The 15923-nt window shown below is 67.7% G+C and carries 17 protein-coding genes; 11 read left to right on the top strand and 6 right to left on the bottom strand.

What is annotated here, in order from left to right:
• Nucleotides 1-6: 6 nt before the first annotated feature.
• From DV20_RS01300 to DV20_RS45730, 3 genes are all read left to right on the top strand, one after another.
• Entirely contained in the window at nt 7-210 is a 204-nt protein-coding gene (locus DV20_RS01300; protein ID WP_152603604.1) for a hypothetical protein, read from the top strand.
• Nucleotides 211-286: 76 nt separating this feature from the next.
• The gene (locus DV20_RS45735; protein ID WP_063607769.1) at nt 287-472 is read left to right on the top strand and encodes a hypothetical protein; all 186 of its coding nucleotides are present in this window, start codon (nt 287-289) and stop codon (nt 470-472) included.
• Between the two features lie 46 nt (nt 473-518).
• Complete coding sequence (locus DV20_RS45730) at nt 519-1196, top strand: tyrosine-type recombinase/integrase (protein ID WP_063607768.1); 678 nt, start codon at nt 519-521, stop codon at nt 1194-1196.
• Nucleotide 1197: 1 nt separating this feature from the next.
• On the opposite strand, the gene DV20_RS01290 is transcribed toward DV20_RS45730, so the two are convergent.
• The gene (locus DV20_RS01290) at nt 1198-2238 is read right to left on the bottom strand and encodes an amidohydrolase family protein (RefSeq protein WP_043775526.1); all 1041 of its coding nucleotides are present in this window, start codon (nt 2236-2238) and stop codon (nt 1198-1200) included.
• Nucleotides 2239-2300: 62 nt separating this feature from the next.
• Between DV20_RS01290 and DV20_RS01285 the strand changes: the two genes are divergently transcribed.
• From DV20_RS01285 to DV20_RS01260, 6 genes are all read left to right on the top strand, one after another.
• On the top strand, nt 2301-2891 hold the full coding sequence (locus tag DV20_RS01285) for a TetR/AcrR family transcriptional regulator (protein ID WP_043775524.1): 591 nt from the start codon (nt 2301-2303) through the stop codon (nt 2889-2891).
• A gap of 1615 nt (nt 2892-4506) precedes the next feature.
• Nucleotides 4507-5352, top strand: coding sequence for a purine-nucleoside phosphorylase (locus DV20_RS01280; protein ID WP_051735746.1), 846 nt, complete (start codon nt 4507-4509; stop codon nt 5350-5352).
• A 101-nt stretch (nt 5353-5453) separates the two neighbouring features.
• Nucleotides 5454-6620 carry an HD domain-containing protein gene (locus DV20_RS42920; RefSeq protein ID WP_152603603.1) on the top strand — a complete coding sequence of 389 codons (1167 nt, stop codon included), beginning with the start codon at nt 5454-5456 and terminating at the stop codon, nt 6618-6620.
• Between the two features lie 10 nt (nt 6621-6630).
• On the top strand, nt 6631-7896 hold the full coding sequence (locus tag DV20_RS01270; protein ID WP_063607767.1) for a cytochrome P450: 1266 nt from the start codon (nt 6631-6633) through the stop codon (nt 7894-7896).
• An 11-nt stretch (nt 7897-7907) separates the two neighbouring features.
• On the top strand, nt 7908-8570 hold the full coding sequence (locus tag DV20_RS01265; protein WP_051735744.1) for a dienelactone hydrolase family protein: 663 nt from the start codon (nt 7908-7910) through the stop codon (nt 8568-8570).
• A complete protein-coding gene (locus DV20_RS01260) occupies nt 8524-9957 on the top strand; it encodes an MFS transporter (protein ID WP_152603602.1) in 1434 nt (477 codons plus the stop codon). The genes DV20_RS01265 and DV20_RS01260 overlap by 47 nt, the downstream gene beginning before the upstream one ends.
• Nucleotides 9958-10089: 132 nt before the next feature.
• Here the strand turns inward: DV20_RS01260 and DV20_RS01255 are convergent, their stop codons facing one another.
• The 3 genes from DV20_RS01255 to DV20_RS01245 all read right to left on the bottom strand — a co-directional run bounded on the left by DV20_RS01255 (nt 10090) and on the right by DV20_RS01245 (nt 12282).
• A complete protein-coding gene (locus tag DV20_RS01255) occupies nt 10090-11013 on the bottom strand; it encodes an alpha/beta hydrolase (RefSeq protein ID WP_235190676.1) in 924 nt (307 codons plus the stop codon).
• Between the two features lie 88 nt (nt 11014-11101).
• A complete protein-coding gene (locus tag DV20_RS01250) occupies nt 11102-11890 on the bottom strand; it encodes an SDR family oxidoreductase (RefSeq protein WP_084093261.1) in 789 nt (262 codons plus the stop codon).
• Between the two features lie 29 nt (nt 11891-11919).
• Nucleotides 11920-12282, bottom strand: a complete 363-nt coding sequence (locus DV20_RS01245; RefSeq protein ID WP_043775513.1) for a nuclear transport factor 2 family protein — start codon at nt 12280-12282, stop codon at nt 11920-11922.
• Nucleotides 12283-12360: 78 nt separating this feature from the next.
• Here DV20_RS01245 and DV20_RS01240 point away from each other — a divergent pair, with 78 nt between their 5' ends.
• On the top strand, nt 12361-13155 hold the full coding sequence (locus DV20_RS01240) for a MerR family transcriptional regulator (RefSeq protein WP_043775511.1): 795 nt from the start codon (nt 12361-12363) through the stop codon (nt 13153-13155).
• A 34-nt stretch (nt 13156-13189) separates the two neighbouring features.
• On the opposite strand, the gene DV20_RS01235 is transcribed toward DV20_RS01240, so the two are convergent.
• Together DV20_RS01235 and DV20_RS01230 are read right to left on the bottom strand one after the other, a co-directional pair.
• Entirely contained in the window at nt 13190-13792 is a 603-nt protein-coding gene (locus tag DV20_RS01235) for a response regulator transcription factor (protein WP_043775508.1), read from the bottom strand.
• Complete coding sequence (locus DV20_RS01230) at nt 13789-14931, bottom strand: sensor histidine kinase (protein ID WP_043775505.1); 1143 nt, start codon at nt 14929-14931, stop codon at nt 13789-13791. Before DV20_RS01230 ends, DV20_RS01235 begins: the two co-directional genes overlap by 4 nt.
• 107 nt (nt 14932-15038) lie before the next feature.
• Here DV20_RS01230 and DV20_RS01225 point away from each other — a divergent pair, with 107 nt between their 5' ends.
• The gene (locus tag DV20_RS01225; RefSeq protein WP_043775504.1) at nt 15039-15923 is read left to right on the top strand and encodes an ABC transporter ATP-binding protein; all 885 of its coding nucleotides are present in this window, start codon (nt 15039-15041) and stop codon (nt 15921-15923) included.

Below are 15923 nucleotides of genomic sequence, written 5' to 3'. Positions count from 1 at the left end.
GTCGTGATGTGGGGGTTCCTCACGGGATCGTCGCCGTATGTCGCGGTGGCCGTGCTGATCGTCATGATGGGAACGGTGCTGATCATCACGCGGATGGTGAAGACCTCCGCGCGCCCCATGTGGGTCCGACTGCGGTTCCTCGGATTCGAGGTCTCCCGGGAAGCAGACAAGGTCGATGACGACCCGCTCGACTCCGCCAAGAATGACTAACGCACTCATCTGCCGCAGGTGGCGCGCACTCCTCTTGGCCTTGCGCATGGAGCTTCCTCTCCCAGCATCGGAGGTCATGAAGCCCTCAGACCTCGACGAAACGGTGTTACGACTGGCGGCTACGGCGTACCTCGGACGCTATACCGGCGTCTCGCGAACGCATTCAGCGTCGGACTTGCGGATCTTCTTCACCTGGTGCGGCGAACGCGACCTCGCTCCGCTGGCAGCGCGCCGGGCGCAGATTGAGCTCTACGTGCGCTGAATGCAGGGAGGTGCGACGGTTCAAGCCCTCCACGGTTTCGCGCAGGATGTCCGTGGTCGCCGGCTTCTACCGCACCTGCGTCATCGACACCGTGCTCGAGCACTCGCCAGCGGAGTACGTCCGACGTCCGATGGTGCCCAACGAGTCACCGACCCTCGGCCTGTCACACCTGCAATTCGAGGCCCTACCGACCGCGGCGCGGGAATCGGTGAACCCGTTCGACTTCGCGCTGGTGGCGATGCTCGGCCTACTCGGCCTCCGCGTATTCGAGGCCTGCAGCGCAGACATCACCGACATCGGCGAGGAACACGGACACCGAGTACTGCGTGTGGTCGGCAAGGGCGGCAAAGTCGTGCTGGTGCCCTTGCCGCCAGCACTGCGCCACCGTCGGTTACGTCGGCTGGCCGAGGCCTCGGTCATGCGACTGCCTCGGTTGCACCCGCACATGCTTCGCCACACATTCGTCACCACAATGCTCGACGCGGGCGTCGACCTGCGCGACGTCCAGATCGCCGCTCGACACGCCGACCCACGCACGACCATGCGCTACGACCGCGCCCGCATAAACCTCGACCGACACCCCAACTACATCCTGGCCGCGTACATGGCGTCCGCGACCCGACATCCAACGCACGGTCTTGCCGAATTGAGATCCTCGAGCGGTAGCGAGCAGACTTCCGACAAGTCGATGGCAAGCTCTCCTCCTCGGTCGCCCTGGGCCTGAATCAAAGCTCGACCCCTGCGCACCAGACCCGGCTGATCGCACGCGTGGTGCGGATGTCGGCGACCGGGTTGCCGTCGAGCAGAACCAGGTCTGCGCGCAGCCCCGGCCGGATCGCGCCGCGGTCGGTCAGCCCGAAGTGCTTCGCCGGCAACACGGTCGCGGCGCGCAATGCCTCCACTGTGGACAGGCCGGCGGCGACGAGCAGCTCGAGCTCGTCGTGCAGGCTCGCGCCGTGCGCGACAGGGGACGGGGATCCCGGCGCGGCGTTCGCGTCGGTACCGGCCAGGACGGCCGCGCCCGCGCGGTGGAGCCGGGTCACCGACGTCGCCGCACCCGCGTAGAGCTGCGGCCGACCGGCCGCCGCCGAAATGCCCTTCATCATCGTCAGCGTCGGCACGACGACCTTCGCCCGCGCGAGGTCCTCGTCCGCGATCGGTGGCCCGAGCGGTGCGTGCGTGACGACGTCCACGCCCGCGTCCAGCGCCATCGTGTACGCCCCGGTGTTTGAGGCGTGCGCGACGACCAGCAGCCCGGCCGCGTGCGCGGCCTCGGTGAGTGCGCGGACAACCGGCAGTTCGGGGCCGCCGCCCCCGGGGGCTTCGAGCACGATCTTGAGGTAGTCCGACCCGGCCGCCGTGCGGGCCGCGACGAAGCCCGCCGCCCGCGCCGGATCGGTGACGACCGCTTCGGCGGGCATGCCGGGCATGCGGGCGTGCATCCCGCCCGGCCCGATCGCGGGCACGCCCGCGCTGCGGATGTCGGTGAGCCCCGGCTGGTCCCGCAGGCCGGCCAGCAGCGCGGCCGACGTCGTCGCCATGTCCAAGGCCGTGGTGACGCCGAACCGGGTGAACTGTTCGAGATTCTCCCGACCGTGCAGGTGGACATGGGCGTCGATGAGGCCGGGAAGCAGGATTTGCCCGGCTCCGTCAAGCACCGGGCCGCCGGTGGCTTCGTCGGACAGGCGGCCGCCGTCGACGAAGACGGTCCGCGGTTCCGTGAGCCCGGCGCCGTCGAAGACCCGGACGTTCGTGATGGCCGTCATCGCCCACCCTCTCATAAGGAACGGTATCGTTCACTAACGAACGTACACGAGAGGAGCATCCGATGGGGGAGACCCGGCGCCGGGGCGACGCGCTGATCCGCGCGATCCTCGAAGCTGCGCTGGTCGAACTGGCCGAAACCTCGTTCGAGGAGCTGAGCTTCGAAAAGGTCGCGGCCCGCGCGCGGACCGGCAAGGCGGCGCTCTACCGGCGGTGGGCGACGCCCGAGGATCTGGTACTGGCCGCGCTCACCGACCCGGACGCGGGCTTCGGGGAGACCCGGCCACCGGAAACCGGAACCCTCCGCGGCGATCTGCTGGCCCTGCTCGGCGAGCTGGCCCGGGTGCTCGACGAACCGCACGGCCGGGCCCTGCGCCCGTTGATCACCCAGCGAGCGCGCAACCCGGAGCTGTTCGCCCGGGTCCGCACCCTCGTGCTGCGCCCCCGCCAGGAGCTGATCCTCGGCCTGCTGACCGACGCCGCCGAGCACGGGGAGGCACGCCCCGCCGCGGCCACCGCCCGGATCGCCGCGGTGGGACCACGCCTGGTTCTCGTCGAACACATGGAGGCAGGGACGGTGACCGCGGCCGAGGTGACAGCGATCGTCGACGAGGTCCTGCTGCCCCTGGTGCAACCCCCGGCCCCCGGCCGATGAGCCCACCCAGGGCGACGCCGGACCCGCGTTTCGCGGTCGCCGCCAGGATCGGCATCGCGCTGTTCACGGTGACCGTGGTCGGCCCGCGCGGCGCCCCCGCGAACATACTCACATGCCGCAGAGCGTGCGTCGCAGCAAGCCGCTCTCAGCAGCACCTCAACTCGGGCGCGGCCTTCAAAAGCAACGCCGCTCATGACAGTGACCCACGACACGACACGGCCCCGTCTGATCCTGCCCGGTCGGATCCGTGCGTGGGTTGCCTGCCTGCTGCGTCAGATGTTCGAAACGAGCGCGCCGCAGTCCTCTCATTAATTTCGCTGGGGCACGGCTGGGGCATATCCCCTGTCACAACCGCACTCAACAACACACGGTTGCAGGCAACGGCACCGAAGCGCATCATTTCACTGGGGGATTCTCTATCGCGGCAGGTCAGCGCCATGATCGACCCACACTGGCAGTGAGGGGGTCAGGGGTTCGAGTCCCCTTAGCTCCACATCGTGAGGAACCCCTTCGTTTCAGCCTTCCGGGCTGATCGGAGGGGTTTTCTGCGTGTGGGTTCGATCTTCGGTGATCGGCTTGAGGCGTGATCTTGTGCTCTTGGCGGGGCAGAACTGGAGCACCAACCCACCTTCGATATGGCGTCGGCGCGGTGTTCCTGCTGTTCGCGGGCCCGGCCGACCGGTGGCCCCACCGTGGCGAAGAGGGGAACGACCGGCGCCGTCCGCCCGCCGTCGGCCACACCCGGCGATGGTGTCGGTGGTGGAGGCGCCGCGGTGTGCCAGCGACGCTCGAGCTCCTCCAGTAGCCACTGCTCGACCTCCGGGCGACGTGGGAGAGTAGGTCTCGATGACCGGTTATTCAGGTGATGCCCGAGCCGACGGGCCTACGCGCTCTCCGGCGCACCGCCGGCGATCAGCCACGTCTTGCGACTGTGCGCAGCCCGCGGACGGTCAACCCGGTCGAACCTGCGCATAGCCCGCCTTCGTCCCGGATGCCTTGGTGCCGTCGACGCGGGGTGGAAGACCCGCCGCAGGAACGTCGAGCGCCACAGCCACGTCCCGCTCGGCGTGGTGAACACGAACTCGTACTGGTGCCGCGCGAGGTGCTCGCGCAGCAACGCGACCAAGAACGACGGCAGCGCCTGCTTAGGCGCTCATCGGCCGCATCACCCCCCTCGCTCCGCATCACGCCGCGAGCCGAACCCGGACACTGAACCAACACCGAAACCTTGCCGCCGATATCTCATTCGCCAAGACCTGCTGCCGCACTGCTCCACCCACGCCACAACGACCTCCACACCTGGACGAGACCAACGAAGCGTTGGTCCCAACGGCGGAGTTCACTGTCGCAGACATTGAGTGCGACCGGTTAACGGCAGCTATGCGTCAGGGTTCAACTATTCGACGTTCAATAACAGATGATTCAGGGGCCGCGGCAAAAGAATCGCAGCAGGTCCCGCGCCTCGCAGGTAGCTGTTCACACAGTGATTGCTCTGCGACAATTGGGTGACCGCAATGGACCGCTTGATGCGCCGTCGGCTAGCGTGCTCCACGGACTGCCTTCAGACAGCGCGGCAGTTCGACGTGCACTTTGCTCTACGAGGGGGAGCTGTAGCATGACGGAGTCTGGGCGCTCGCCGTCCGATTCATTTGTCGCACCGCAGGCGACGTGGGAACAGATGGCAGCCGAAGCCGGCAAGATGCTGTTGAACGACTGGGGTGAGCACGCGGCCTGCATTGTCTTGGGGTCGGGCTGGAGCGCGGCCGCACAACGCTGGGAAGCCGGGGGATCGGATCTTCGTTCGGTGACCACCCTGCCAGGATTTGTCGGTACCACGGTGGCAGGTCACGCAGGAACCGTTCAATCCGTACCCTTCGGCGACAAGCGCGCCTTGGTCTTTCGCGGTCGCACCCACTATTACGAGTCACGCGATCCCTTCGCCGTCGCCCACGCCGTCCGCGTCGCGCTGGCAGTCGGCTGCCGCTTGGTCGTGCTGACCAACGCCGCCGGAGCAATCAACCCCGATTATGGACTGGGTCAAGTCGTCCTCATTCGGGACCACATCAACCTGACCTGGGTCAGCCCGTTCAACTTTCGGCCGAACCTGGATCCATCGGCCATTTACTCATCTCGGCTCCTCGCGGAGATGAAGTCGCTGCTTCCCGATACTCCGACAGGTGTCTACGCACAGTTCATCGGACCGCAGTTCGAATCACCGGCGGAGATCAAGATGGCGGCACAGGCCGGCGCCGATCTGGCTGGGATGTCGACGGCGATCGAGGCGCTCGCCGCCGCCGCGGGTGGCGCAGAAGTGCTCGGCATGTCATTGGTGACCAATGCCGCTGCGGGCATGCCGGGTGCCGTCCTCGACCACAAGGACGTCCTGGCTGTGGGCCGGAAATCGGCAGGCGCGGTGATCGACATCATCAACGACGCCGTCGTGCGGCTGCTCCAAGACTGATTGTTCGCGATCAGAATCTGAAACTTCACGGAAGTTTCGGAGTGTTCGCGCACGCCCGTAAGCACGGACCTCGCCGACCAACCGCGATTGGCTGACGCCCTGTGACGCCCAAGACGACACTGGACTTCGAACAAGAACGCGCAATCCAGCCCGACGACGCCGAGCGAGTACTGCAGTTCCGGCTCTTTGAGCGACTTTCCGGAAAGACGCAACTGGTGCCGGCGCCATTCGCCCGCGGCCTGCGCAACCGTCAAGTACATTCTTTCGAGGTGCACAGAATGGCTCTTGCCATTGCACGGCGACTGAACCGGACCGACGGTTTCGACCTGGACATCCCCGCGATCGAGGCAGCGGCGCTGGCGCACGACATCGGCCACCCGCCGTTCGGGCACGTCGCCGAACGACAACTCGACACGCTGACTTCTTCCGACGGTGGGTTTGAATCGAACGCCCAAGCAGTGCACGTGCTGCTGGGTGACCACATCACCCTGCGCAAAGCCACCATCGCCGCACTGGTCAAGTACGCGACGCCGATCCCCCGCTACGACCCTTTCCGCACCACCGTGGTGAAGGGCATCTACCAGGCAGATTTTCCCAGACTTTCGGCCACTCTTCCACGCGCTGCCGACCGTGGTCCGGAGTGGCAGGTAGTCGACATCGCCGATGACTTCAGCAACGCCATCTTCGACATCCACGACCTCGTCCACTTCCACGGTTCGTCCTCCACCGCCGACGTCATGCACACCCTCCTTCCTCCGGCGGAGGTGTCGGACCACCCGCTGACTCGCGACGCTCGTGAGGCCGTCGAGGAAACACTCTCAGACCTGTATTCGACACTCATTCCCGGAATGCTCTCCCCCGCAGGAAGCCTCGAGCGTGTGCGCCTGCGGGACTACGTCGACTCCTGGATCAGCCAGGTCCGCATCGTGACCGACGAAAACTCGTCGACGAGGACGGTATCCGTTCCTTCACCGATCAAGAAGAAGATCACTGTTCTGCAGGCAGTCGTCGCGATCGCATTTCTCGAAACCGAGATTAATCGCAAGTTCGACCACTACATCGAGCACAGCATCTGCGACGCGTTCAATATCCTGCGACGCTCTCCGGCATCTCGCATCGACGACTTGGCGACCTGGTGCGCGATTCCTGCCCCCGGCCCGCTGGGAGAACCGCGGGCGGTGCTCAACTTTCTCCACCAGATGACAGATGTCCAACTGCTTGCGGTAGCCGAATCGACCACAGCCGGTCAAATCAACTATTTCACATGAGGGGGATTTCATGACCACCCAGCTCGAGCAGGCCGTTGCCCAGTTCAGCGTCTACGACCCCGACTACGCCGAGCGGCAGTACGAGATCTACAGTGAACTGCGAGCGAAGGAGCCGGTGTTCTGGCACCAGGAGACGCAGTCATGGTTCATTACCCGCTACGAAGACGTGGCCAAGTTGCTGGTGGGCGACAGGTTCATCACCACTCCGCTGATCACGAACAAGATGAAGAACGTTCCGGACGGCGAAGAAGAACACTTCGCGGACATCGTGGACATCATCTCCACCTGGATGATCTACAATGACCGTCCCGTGCACACCCGGCTGCGCAAGCACATGAACCGCGCGTTCTGGACTTCCGAAGTCGAACTGATCCGTCCCGAGATCAAGAAGATCGTGTCCGACAATCTGGACCGGATCCTGCTCGAACAGGGCCGGTCATTCGACTTCGTCAAGGAAATCGCGCACCCCATCCCCGCACTCATCCTCTGCAAGATGCTGGGCATCCCCGGCGAAGAGGTCAAGCGCTTCATCAAGTGGTCCGATGACATTGCGGCTTTCATGCAGGACTTCGTGGTCTCGCCCGCACCGGACCGCGAGATCAGCGGCCACACCCGGAACAGCATGAACGAGATGCACGAGTTCCTGTTCGATGCTATCCGCGAGCGTCGAGCCAAGCCGCGGAACGACCTCCTCTCCCGCCTCATCTCGGAAGGGGCCGATGATGACCAGGCGCTGGCGGACATCGAAGTCGTCCGCCAGACGATCCACCTGATCTTCGGCGGTCACAAGATTCCGCAGTTCCTGCTGAGCAACTGCTTGCACCAGTTCTTCACACACCCCGAAGCCTACGAGCAGATCGTGACCGACCCGTCCCGGATGCCCGAGGCGGTAGAGGAGTGCATCCGCGTCGAAGGACCCATTCAATACATCACCCGCCACGCGGCCAAGGACATCGAAATCGGCGGAAAGCTCATCCGAGGCAACGACTCGGTATACTTCTTCCTCGGCGCTGCCGGACGAGACGAAGCCGTCTTTGCCGACGCCGGCTCCTTCAAGCTCGGCAGGCAGGGAGTCAAGAAGGCACTGGCCTTCGGCGGCGGCTACCACGCGTGCATCGCCGCAGCCTTCGCCAGGATGGAAGTCGAGGAAGTCATGAGCGAAATCGTGCGTCGCATCCCCACCATGAAGCCGCTGTATGACCTCGACCGGCCGCAGTGGACGCGGAACCCGACTTTCCACGGCATCGTGACGATGCCCGTCGAGCTGATCGACTGACACCGCCGACCGTGTCCGCCGGATTCCCGGTTCCCGGGCATCTCGTGGGCGACCACCACCGTGACGCCGCGGTCGTGGTCGCCCACGAGATCTTGGGCCTCACCCCGCACATCACCCGGATGAAGACCGCTCTCGAGCAGTTCGGGGTCGACGTCTACACGCCGCAGCTGACGCAAGGCCCTGCGCGCGTCTTCGCGCCCTCGGATCAGGAGGCCGCTTACGCGCACTTCACCCGGGCCGGTGGAGTCGTCGCGATGGCCGCGCGGCTGAACGCGTTCGGCACGAGCTTGCGCTCGCGCTACCGCAAAGTCGGGGCAATGGGGTTCAGCGTCGGTGCGACCAGCGGGTGGATCGTCGCGAGCGAGGGCGTGTTCGATGCGGTGGTGTGTTTCTACGGATCCCGGATACGCGACTATCCGGAGCTCGCGCCCACTTGCCCGTGCTTGCTGCTGTTCGCCGAACGCGAGCCCGGCTTCGATCCCCTCGACCTCGCCGAGCGCCTGGAGGAGCAGGAAAGCGTGACCACCCGGCTTTACCCGTGCGGCCACGGCTTCGCCGACATGGACAACCCGAACCACGACACGGTGGCCGCCGACGACGCCCTCGCCACCGCCAAAGGATTCCTGCGTGCAGTTCTCCTGGAAGGCAAGGTGGATGATGACGTCGAGCCGTAGCCCGGAATTGGCCGACCAGCCCGGCTTGTTCCATTTCGGTGTCGCGGCATGGGGCCGGTTGATCGCCCTGTGCAGCGCTTTGCTGTTCGAGGGCATGAGCCTGTCCGGTATCAACGTGCAGACGGCGGACATCGGGAACGCGCTGCACCTCGCACCGGACACCCTTCAGCTCGTGGCCAGCGCGTTTCTCACCTCGTACGCGGGATTCCTCTTGCTGGGCGGCCGGTGGACCGATGCGTTCGGCGCCCGCCGGATCTTCCTCTGGGGTGTCACCGTCTTCGGGCTCGGTTCCCTCGGCGCGGCCCTCGCGCAGAACGCCGTCGAGATCATCTCCGCACGCTGCGTTCAGGGCATCGGTTCGGCCTTGACCGCACCGGCGGCCGTGGCCCTCATCGTGCACGCCTTTCCGGAAGGGCGGCCACGCAGTCGCGCACTCGGCGTCTTCGGCGCGATGGGAGCCGTCGGATTCTCCTTGGGGCTGGTCATGAGCGGCCTGCTCACCGAGGTGTTCAACTGGCGCTGGGTGTTCGCGACCTACGTCCCCCTCACCGCTGTGGTCGTGCTGGCCGTCGCGCTCCTCATCGGCCCCGCACCACGGTCGGCGATCCGGGCCGGCTGGCCGCCGGCAGTGCTGGGCACCGCCGGGCTTCTGCTGACGGTGTACGAGGTGGGCCGTATCGGCACCGCACCGGCGATCGAACTTGTGGTGGTCATCGCCGCCGGCATCGTCTTGCTCGCGGCGTTCCTGCGGCTCCAGGCCCGGTCGGCCCATCCGCTTCTGCCCCTGCGGATCCTGCTCGACCGGCGCATGCTTCTGGCTTCGGTGGGGCTCGGGGGAATGTTCGCCGCCATCGGCGGTGCGATGTTCGTGGTCGGCACCGAACTGCAGCAAGCGGGCGGGCACACGGCCTTCGATGTGGGCCTTTCGTTCCTGCCCCAGGGCATCACCGTCAGCATCATCTCGTTGTTCTCCGGACGTCTTATGAACAAGCTGACGCCCAGCGTGACGGTGGTGGCGAGCCTCACGGCGCTCGCGGCGGGCATGGTCCTCTACACGCAGGTGCTGACCGGCGCCTACCTCGCGGTGTTCCTGCCCGCATGCGTCCTCGTCGGCACGTCGATCGCCGCCATGTACCCCGCCGCGCTGACCCTTGCCGGCAACTCGGCAACCGCACAGGAACAAGGCACCGCTTCCGGCCTCCTCATCACGGCCCAGCAAGCCGGAGGCGCGCTCGGCGTGGCAGCAGCCACCGGCGCCCAAACGCTGGCCGGCTCCGTGTCGGCCGCCATGTGGACCACCACGGCGATAGCCGCGCTCGCCTTGATCGGGTGTGCGGCCTTGGCAGTACGCCACCCAGGCCGGTCCGTGGCCCCACCTCCCCCGTGATCCACGGCTACTTCGGGCCGACACGCCCCGGCCCAGCCCTCTCACTGATTTCGCTGTGGCACAGCGGGGGCAAAACTCCCTGTCACAACTGCACTAAACAGCACACAGTTGCCAATAACGGCAGCTGCCGACTCAACGGACTTGACGGCGCAGCCATGCCGCTCGAGCGGCGATGGCGTCCTGCGAGAGCACGGCCTGAGGAGCCACGACGTCGAATCCGTGGAACCCGCCGGGCCAGACGTGGAGCTCGACGTCACAGCCCGCCTGCCACATGCGGCTTGCGTAGGCGACATCCTCGTCCCGGAACGTCTCGGCCGACCCGACATCGATAAACGTGGACGGCAGGCCAGAGAGGTCCTCGGCGCGGGAAGGCGCCGCGTACGGAGATACGTCCGGTCCTCCGCGAACGCCGTCGCCGAGGAGGGCGTTCCATCCCGTCTCGTTCGAGGAGCTGTCCCAGATGCCGAGGCCGCGCATCTGCCGAGCAGAGGGCGAGTCGTTGCGGTCGTCCAGCATCGGCGACAGGAGCAGCTGGGCCAGGATGGCCGGGCCGGTGCGGTCGCGTGCCAGCAAGGTGACGCCGGCCGCGAGGCCGGCGCCGGCGCTCGTACCGCCGATGATGATGCGCTCGGGGTCGATGTCGAGTTCGTCGGCGTGATCCGACAGCCACACCAGGCCCGCGTAGCAGTCCTCGACGGGCCCTGGGTGGGGTGTCTCGGGTGCGAGCCGGTACTCGACCGAGACCACGGCCATGCCCATCGGTTCGGCCAGGTTCACCATCTCGGCCAGGCCGAAGCGGTTGTCTCCGACGATCATGCCGCCTCCGTGGATGTGGTAGATCGCCGCGGTCGGGGTCGTCGCGTGCTTCGGGAGGCAGATCAGCAGCGAGATGTCCTGTTGCCCGGTCGGCCCTGGCACCGTCCGCGTCTGGACGCTGTAGGCGCCGCCGCGCGAGAGGATCTCGTCGGTCGGGGCCTCCACCCCGGGGACGGGCTCGCGCATCTCGACGATGTTGTCCGGACGGTACGCGTCGGGTGGGCGCAGGCTGGTCAGCATCTCGACGACGGGAGCGAGCTCCGGGTCGAAGGGTGGTGGCGGTCCGACCGGCCGGGGAACGGCTTGCGTAGTCATACGTTCTCCTGGTTCAGACAGTCGGAACGGTGCCACCGTCGATGACGTACTCGGCGCCCACGATCGCCGAGGCGCGGTCCGAGACCAGAAACCCGACGAGGTCCGCGATTTCCGCTGTGTTCGCGAACCGTCCCAGCGGGACCCCGCCCAGGGAGTCGTAGATGGTCTGCTTGGCTTCTTCACGGGTGAGTCCGTTGCCCTCGGCGATCCGGTCCACGAACCTCTCGTAGGCTTCGGTCTCGATCCCGCCGAGGCTGATCGCGTTGACCCGTACGCCGCGCGGCGCGAGCTCGTTGGCCAGCCCCTTGCTGTACGTGCGCAGAGCGGCCTTCGCCGCCGCGTACGCCAGGGACGCGTCGTACTGGGGTAGTTCACGCTGGATCGAGGTGAAGTGCAGCACCACGCCCGCGCCGGACTCGATCATCGCCGGGAGAAGAGCTCGATCGAGCCGTACCGCGCCCAGGAAGTTGAGGTTCAGCTCAGTGAGCCACTGATCATCGGTGATGACCGCGAACCCACCGGCCGGCGTCGACGCCCCGCCGACGACGTGCACCAGGATGTCGAGCGCGCCGCCGGCCTCGGCGATGCGAGCGGCCACCGCGTCGGTGCCTTCGATCGTCGTCACGTCCGCTTCGATGAACCGGTCGGGGTGCTCGTACCCGTCGGGCATCGTCCGCGCCGTCACGTACACGTCGGCACCCATCTCTCGCAGCCTCTCCGCGACGGCCTTGCCCGAGCCCTTCGAACCGCCCGTGACCAGCGCCCGGCGACCGTCGAGACGATCACGATCCGAACCAGACATTTCTCTCTCCAAAAACAATCGACGTTCGGTCAGGCTGCGTGGTTGGCGATGACGAGTTCGGCGATGAGGTCGTCCCGCACCGCGAACCGGTAGTCGAGCTCGGCGACGCCACCCGGGAAAGTGCCCTCGAGCCGCACGGTCACCACCCAGTGGGCGTCGTCGACGCGGCGAGCGCCGATCTGCTCGGTCGTGTACTCGAATTCGGACCCGGCGTCCCGCAGGAACGCGTGGACCTCCTCCCGGCCGCGGAAGGTCTCGTCCTGGTCGACGACCACCGCGTCCTCGGTGAGGAACGACGAGGCGGTGTCGGCGTCGCGGACGACGTGGGCGGCGAAGAACTCGCGCACGGTAGCCGGGAGCAGATCGGACGGGAGATCGGTGTGCTGTGTCATGAGCCCATCGTGTGAGCTCACGGCGTGGGAGGGTCAAGCCGTGGACTCTCCCCCGGGGAGAGAGTCCAGAATGGAGAGGTGCTGAGCATCGGGGAGTTTTCGCGGCTGACCCACTTGAGCGTGCGGACCCTGCGCCGGTACCACGAGGCGGCCCTGCTGGAGCCCGCGGTGGTGGACGAGACCACCGGTTACCGCTACTACGGCGTCGACCAGATCCCGACCGCGCAGGTCATCCACCGGCTCCGCGAACTCGACGTCCCCCTGAGCGATGTGCGGCGGATCCTGCGGACCCCCGACCCCGGTGTCCGGGCGGCCCTGGTCGCGGACCACCTGCAACGCCTCGAGGACGTGCTCGACCGCACCCGGGCGGCGGTCGTGTCGCTGCGGCGCCTGCTCCGGCCCGACCCCGCACCGATCGATGTCGAACTGCGTGCGGAGCCCGCCCGGACGGTCGCGGCGGTAGAAGCCGTAGTCGGGCACGGCGACGTCGAGGCCTGGTTCGCCGGCGCGATGGCCGAGCTGGAGGCGGCCGTCGGCGCCGCCGCGACCGGGCCGCCGGGCGGCTGCTACGACAACGCCCTTTTCGAAGAGGAGCGCGGTCACGCGCTCGTCTACCTGCCGACCGCGGCGCCGCCTCGCACCGGACGCGTGCACCCGGTGGTTCTTCCGGCCGCGGAACTGGCCGTCACCACCCACGTCGGCGAGCACGACGGCGTCGAAGTCACCTACGGCGCACTCGGGACCTGGGTGGTGGAGAACGCGATGTCGGTCGCCGGGCCGGTGCGGGAGGTCTACGCTGTCGGACCTCGTGACGCCAGCGATCCCGCTGCGTGGCGCACCGAGATCGGCTGGCCGGTCTTTCGCGTCACCTGAAGCGCCGGTCCTGGCCGTCATCCCGCCCGACCGGCTACAGCCAGTCGTGCTCGCGGGCGTATCGGGCCGCTTCGTGGCGGGTGCGGGTCTGGGTCTTCTGCATGGCGTTGGACAGGTAGTTGCGGACCGTGCCCTCCGCGAGGTGCAGTTGCCCGGCGATGTCGGCCACCGAAAAACCCTCACGGGTGGCGCGCAGGACGTCCAGCTCGCGGTCGGTCAGCGGGCAGTCGTCGACGACGGCGAGGGCCGAGACGTCCGGGTCGATCCAGCGCTTGCCCGCGTGCAGGGTCTTGATCACCGAGGTGATGTGGGCCGGTTCCGCCGCCTTGCTGACGAAACCCTGGACGCCGAGCTTCAGCGCCTTGCGGAGCACGCCGGGACGGGCGTGGCGGGTCAGCATCAGGATCACCTGCTCCGGCCGGGCCCGGCGGATCTCCTCGACCGCGCCGAGCCCGTCCATGCGGGGCATTTCGAGGTCGATGACCAGCACGTCCGGCCGGTGTTCGAGGGTGGCCGCGATCGCCGTTTCGCCGTCGCCGGCCTCGGCCAGCACCGTGATCTCGCCTTCCAGCGGCAGCAGCGCGGCCAGTGCCTTGCGGAGCAGGGCTTCGTCGTCGGCGAGCACCACCGTCGTCATCGTCGTCGGACCTCCTTCGGCACGGGGAAGGCCGCCGCGGTGCGGAAGCGGCCGCCGGAGTGCGAGACTTCCAGCTCGGCGCCGTGCTCGGCCAAGCGCTGCCGGAGCACCGCGAGGCCGCCGAGCTCGAGCGGGCCGGTGTCCGGGGCGCCGTCGTTGACGATCGCGATCCCGTGCCGGGTGAGCGTGATCCCGACCTGGCGGGCTTCGGCGTGCCGCAGGATGTTGGTCGTCGTCTCGCGCAGGACCTGGCCGAGCAGTTCGCCCGCGGCAGCGTCCACTTCGGACTCGCGTGTGACCCGGACGTGGATTCCCGCGGCCTCGAAGAGGTTCTTGGCGTTCTCCAGCTCGGCGGACAGGTTCAGCCGCCGTTGGGCGTAGGCGAGTTCCTTGGTCCGGACGATGGTTTCACCGACCAGGTCGTGCACCTCCCGCAGTTCCTCGCGCGCCCGGCCGGGTTCGCGGTCCAGCAGCTTCTCGGCCAGCGCCACTTTCAGCTTCACCACGTGCAGGGTGTGGCCCTGGATGTCGTGCAGGTCGGAGGCGAAGCGCACGCGCTCCCGGGTGACGGCCAGCTCCGCTTCGCGCTCGCGGGACTGCTCGAGTTCCGCGATCAGGTCGAAGAAGCGCTGGCTGGCGAACATGAACGCGGTCGAGACCAGCATGGCGGCCGCGGGGACGGCGGCGAACTGGAACAGCCGCCAGCCGATCCGGTCGTCGTGCACGAGGACGTTCGCCGCGCCCAGCCCAGCGATCAGGACCGTCAGCCCGGCCAGCGCGGTGAGCCGGCGGCGGGGCAGCGGCGGGATGAGGTACGACCCCACGACCGACAGCCCGAAGAACGCGGCCGTGTCGTCGGTCAGCGACCCGGCCAGCCACACCACCGCGGTGACGGCCAGGCTCGGCCGTGCCACGCGGAGGTAGTCACCCGCGGTCCAGCGTTCGGCCGTCGCCAGCGCCGCGAGCAGCCCCGCGACCTGGATGACGACGTGCCACCAGGACCGGGCGGTCGTCAGCAGCAGGAAGACGCCGACAAGCGCCAGCGGAGGGACGGTCGTGATCAGGTTCAGCCGGCGCAGCCGTTCCTGGACCTTCCCGCCGGTCCAGGACGTCCTGCGCGCGATCGTCGGCACCTCCACCAGCCGAGCGTATCCGGCTGAGCGGGCACCACCAGTGACACCACGTCATGGATCCGGGTGACGCCGCCGCACTGCCGGGCCGCGCCGATCCACGCTGGAATTCGGGCATGTCCACGACACCGGTCATCGACGTCGATGCCCTCACTCTCACCTACGGCGGCTTCCCCGCCGTGAAAGACCTTTCGTTCCAGGTGGATCGCGGGGAGCTCTACGCCCTGCTCGGTACGAACGGCGCCGGGAAGACCTCGGCCCTGGAAACGGTCGAAGGGCACCGCGCACCGACCTCGGGGGCCGTCCGGGTGTTCGGGAAGGACCCCCGCGACCGCGCCGCCGTCCGTCCGCGGATGGGGATCATGCTGCAGGAGAGCGGGTTTTCCGCCGACCTGACCGTGCGCGAAACCGTCGGGCTGGTCGGGCGGCTCACCGGACGCGACGACGACGTCGGGCGCCTGCTCGACGTGGCCGGCCTCACCCGCAAGGCCGGCACCAAGGTCGGACAGCTATCGGGCGGGGAGAAGCGGCGGCTCGACTTCGCCACCGCCGTCTACGGCACGCCCGAGCTGGTCTTCCTCGACGAACCCACCACCGGCCTCGACATCCAGTCGCGGGACGCGCTCTGGGACGCCGTCGACCGGCTGCGCGAGGACGGCGCCACCGTCGTGCTCACCACGCACTACCTCGAGGAAGCGCAGCAGCGCGCCGACCGCATCGGGCTCATGCACCAGGGCGTCCTCCACCGCGAGGGCACCGTCGCCGAGCTGACGCGGACGCTGCCCTCGACCATCCACTTCGGGCTCCCGGTCCCCGCGCCGTCGCCGCCGCTGCTCGCCACGCGGGGCGTGGACGGCAAGTACCTCGTCGAGACCTTCGGCCTGCAGAAGGACCTGCACACGCTGCTCACCTGGGCGCAGGACCACGCCGTGGAGCTGCTCGACCTGCAGGCCGGGCCGACGCGGCTCGACGACGTCTTCCGCGCCATCGAAAACTCCTGA

Source organism: Amycolatopsis rifamycinica (assembly GCF_000695625.1).
Classification (GTDB): domain Bacteria; phylum Actinomycetota; class Actinomycetes; order Mycobacteriales; family Pseudonocardiaceae; genus Amycolatopsis; species Amycolatopsis rifamycinica.
The sequence above is the reverse complement of the archived record's forward strand: the minus strand, read 5'-3'. Positions and strand labels throughout refer to the sequence as shown.

What these genes read in the sequence shown, in the direction of transcription:
- DV20_RS01300 (WP_152603604.1), top strand. Translation starts at nt 7, where the DNA reads ATGTGGGGGTTCCTCACGGGATCGTCGCCGTATGTCGCGGTGGCCGTG.
- DV20_RS45735 (WP_063607769.1), top strand. Translation starts at nt 287, where the DNA reads ATGAAGCCCTCAGACCTCGACGAAACGGTGTTACGACTGGCGGCTACG.
- DV20_RS45730 (WP_063607768.1), top strand. Translation starts at nt 519, where the DNA reads ATGTCCGTGGTCGCCGGCTTCTACCGCACCTGCGTCATCGACACCGTG.
- DV20_RS01290 (WP_043775526.1), bottom strand. Translation starts at nt 2,238, where the DNA reads ATGACGGCCATCACGAACGTCCGGGTCTTCGACGGCGCCGGGCTCACG.
- DV20_RS01285 (WP_043775524.1), top strand. Translation starts at nt 2,301, where the DNA reads ATGGGGGAGACCCGGCGCCGGGGCGACGCGCTGATCCGCGCGATCCTC.
- DV20_RS01280 (WP_051735746.1), top strand. Translation starts at nt 4,507, where the DNA reads ATGACGGAGTCTGGGCGCTCGCCGTCCGATTCATTTGTCGCACCGCAG.
- DV20_RS01270 (WP_063607767.1), top strand. Translation starts at nt 6,631, where the DNA reads ATGACCACCCAGCTCGAGCAGGCCGTTGCCCAGTTCAGCGTCTACGAC.
- DV20_RS01255 (WP_235190676.1), bottom strand. Translation starts at nt 11,013, where the DNA reads ATGCTGACCAGCCTGCGCCCACCCGACGCGTACCGTCCGGACAACATC.
- DV20_RS01250 (WP_084093261.1), bottom strand. Translation starts at nt 11,890, where the DNA reads ATGTCTGGTTCGGATCGTGATCGTCTCGACGGTCGCCGGGCGCTGGTC.
- DV20_RS01245 (WP_043775513.1), bottom strand. Translation starts at nt 12,282, where the DNA reads ATGACACAGCACACCGATCTCCCGTCCGATCTGCTCCCGGCTACCGTG.
- DV20_RS01235 (WP_043775508.1), bottom strand. Translation starts at nt 13,792, where the DNA reads ATGACGACGGTGGTGCTCGCCGACGACGAAGCCCTGCTCCGCAAGGCA.
- DV20_RS01225 (WP_043775504.1), top strand. Translation starts at nt 15,039, where the DNA reads ATGTCCACGACACCGGTCATCGACGTCGATGCCCTCACTCTCACCTAC.